Annotated in this window: 3 protein-coding genes; all 3 read left to right on the top strand. The window is 67.3% G+C overall.

Annotated features, from left to right (window positions below):
- A partial coding sequence (locus tag WAN71_RS01215; protein ID WP_422223581.1) for a transporter associated domain-containing protein occupies window positions 1–518 on the top strand: 518 nt, incomplete at its 5' end.
- Window positions 518–1,573 (top strand): hemolysin family protein, encoded by a 1,056-nt coding sequence (locus tag WAN71_RS01210; protein ID WP_422223580.1) that lies wholly within the window; start codon window positions 518–520, stop codon window positions 1,571–1,573. The genes WAN71_RS01215 and WAN71_RS01210, both read left to right, overlap by 1 nt.
- On the top strand, window positions 1,566–2,477 hold the full coding sequence (locus WAN71_RS01205) for a 3-methyladenine DNA glycosylase (protein WP_422223579.1): 912 nt from the start codon (window positions 1,566–1,568) through the stop codon (window positions 2,475–2,477). Before WAN71_RS01210 ends, WAN71_RS01205 begins: the two co-directional genes overlap by 8 nt.
- Window positions 2,478–2,623: the final 146 nt, after the last annotated feature.

Genomic DNA, 2,623 nt, shown 5'->3' with positions numbered 1-2,623 from the left:
CCTTGCTGACCGCCGTCGCGCAGCCTGTCGCGGTGGTGCCGTCCACGCTGGACGGCGATGCGCTCATGGGAGAGATACGGGCCAACGGCTTGCAGACCGCCATGGTCGTCGACGAGTACGGCGGTATCGCGGGCATGGTGACCGTCGAGGATCTGATCGACGAAATCGTCGGCGACGTTCGCGACGAGCACGACGACACCACACCGGATGTGGTGGCTTCCGGCGATGGTTGGCGGGTGTCGGGGCTGCTGCGGATCGACGAGGTGGCCGCCGCCACCGGTTATCACGCACCGGAGGGTGAATACGAGACGATCGGCGGGCTGGTGCTTCAGCAGCTCGGCCGCATTCCGGTCGCCGGGGACACGGTGCAGCTGAGCGGATATGAACCCGACGGCATACCGGAAGGCCCGGCCGGCTGGCAGGCCCGGGTGATCCGAATGGATGGCCGCCGTATCGACCTGCTCGACCTGACCCAAGTTCAGGGTCGCAATGATTCCGGCGTGGGACGGGCTCACTGATGGGCGACCTGCTGGGAGTGTTGGCGACCATCCTGCTGATCGCCACCAACGCGTTCTTCGTCGGTGCGGAGTTCTCGCTGATCTCGGCCCGTCGAGACCGGCTGGAAGCATTGGCCGAGCAGGGCAGATCAAGCGCGCTCACCGTGATTCGGGCCGCAGAACAGCTGCCGCTGATGTTCGCGGGAGCCCAGCTGGGAATCACGGTGTCGTCGATCCTGCTCGGCCGGCTCGGTGAGCCCACGGTCGCCGACCTGCTGCGACGGCCGTTCGATTTCGTCGGCGGCGTCTCCCCCGCCCTGCTGCACACCGTGTCATTGGCGGTTGCACTGGCCATTGTGGTGACACTGCATGTGCTGCTCGGCGAGATGGTCCCGAAGAACATCGCCATCGCCGGCCCGGAGAAGGCGGCGATGCTGCTGATTCCGCCCTACCTGATGTATGTGCGGACCGTTCGGCCGATCATCACGTTCTACAACCGCTGCACCAGCGCCACCTTGCGGGCACTGCGAGTGCAACCCCGAGACGAGCTCGACATCACCGTCTCCACTGTGGAGCTGTCCGAGATGATCGCCGAATCGGTGTCGGAAGGTCTGCTGGATCCCGAGGAGCACACCCGGCTCACCCGGGCGCTGCAGATTCGCAACCGGCTGGTCGCCGACGTCGCGGTCCCGGTCACCCAGATTCGCGCGGTGCCGGTGGCCGCGCAGGGTTGCGGGCCGACGGTCGAGGCGGTGGAAAAGGCGCTGGCCACGACCGGCTACTCCCGGTTCCCAGTCGCCGACGTCGACCACAGATTCATCGGGTACCTGCACATCAAGGATGTGCTGTCACTAGGTGACGATCCCCATGCCGTGGTCGACCTGGCGCGAGTTCGGCCGCTGCCGCAAATCGGTGGCTCGCTGTCGGTTCCGGAGGCGTTGTCAAGGATGCGGCGCAGCAAGAGTCATCTGGCGCTGGTCACCGGGCAGGACGGGACCGTGGTCGCGATGGTCGCACTGGAGGATCTGGTCAGGGACCTGGTCGGTGCCGTGCGGGACGGCATGCAACGTGTCTGATAGGTGCACCCGGCTGGACCATGAGCAGTGGACGGCGCGCGCCGACGCGTACGCCGAACGCGTCGACACGTTCGTCGCCCCACACGTCAAGCGGGCCCGCGCCGGCGAGGCGCATCCGGTGTGGGACTTCCTGTTCAGCTACTACAGCCTGCGGCCGGGGCAGCTGCGCTGCTGGCATCCGGGTTACGGGATGCGGCTCGCGGGCAGCCAAGCCATCCGTCGCTACCGTGGCCGCCGCGGTTACACCGCCGACGGCGTCGGTGTCGCGGTCAGCCAGATCTATCTGCGCAGCCGGCTGGACATCATTTCGTTCGTCGCGCGCCTCCTGCGAGCGACGGCGCGGCGCCCGGCTCGGCTGAACTGCTTCGGGTTGCACGAGTGGGCGATGGTTTATCACGACGGGGCCGTGCGCCACGAGCGTGTCCCGCTGCGGTTGGGCGCCGCGGGCACCGACGCCGTTGTCGACGCTGATGTCGCCGGACCCCTGCGGTGCAGTCACTTCGACGCGTTCCGCTTCTTCAGTGCTGACGCGGCACCCCGAAACGCGGGCTCGCCCAGCCGTGCCACCCAGCAGGACTGGGAGCAGCCCGGTTGCTTGCACGCCAACATGGACCTGTACAAATGGTCGTACAAGTTGAGCCCGCTGATCGAATCCGAGCTACTGCTGGACTGCCTGGAACTGGCCGCGGCGGCGCGTGAAGTCGATATGCGAGCGAGCCCGTACGACCTGCGGGGCTACGGGTACACACCGATCGCCGTTGAGCAGGCCGGCGGCCGCGCCGAGTATGTGCGTTGCCAGAAGGCCATCGCATCACGTGCCGCGCCGCTGCGGGCGGCACTGCTGGCCCGGTGTGACCTGCTACTGCAGCGCGCCGGGGCAGGTAGCCCGGCTACTGGCCGGTAGGCTTGGCTCATTGCCAGGAGGAGGATTCTCAATGACGTTGTCAAGCCGCCGCGGCGTTAGGTGTGGTGGGTTGATAGGTGGTGTGGTCGCGCAGCATGGCCCACAAGACGTTGAGGCGGCGGCGGGCCAGGGCCAAGACGGCTTGG

It is taken from the genome of Mycobacterium sp., assembly GCF_049280035.1.
Lineage (GTDB): Bacteria > Actinomycetota > Actinomycetes > Mycobacteriales > Mycobacteriaceae > Mycobacterium.
The sequence above is the reverse complement of the archived record's forward strand: the minus strand, read 5'-3'. Positions and strand labels throughout refer to the sequence as shown.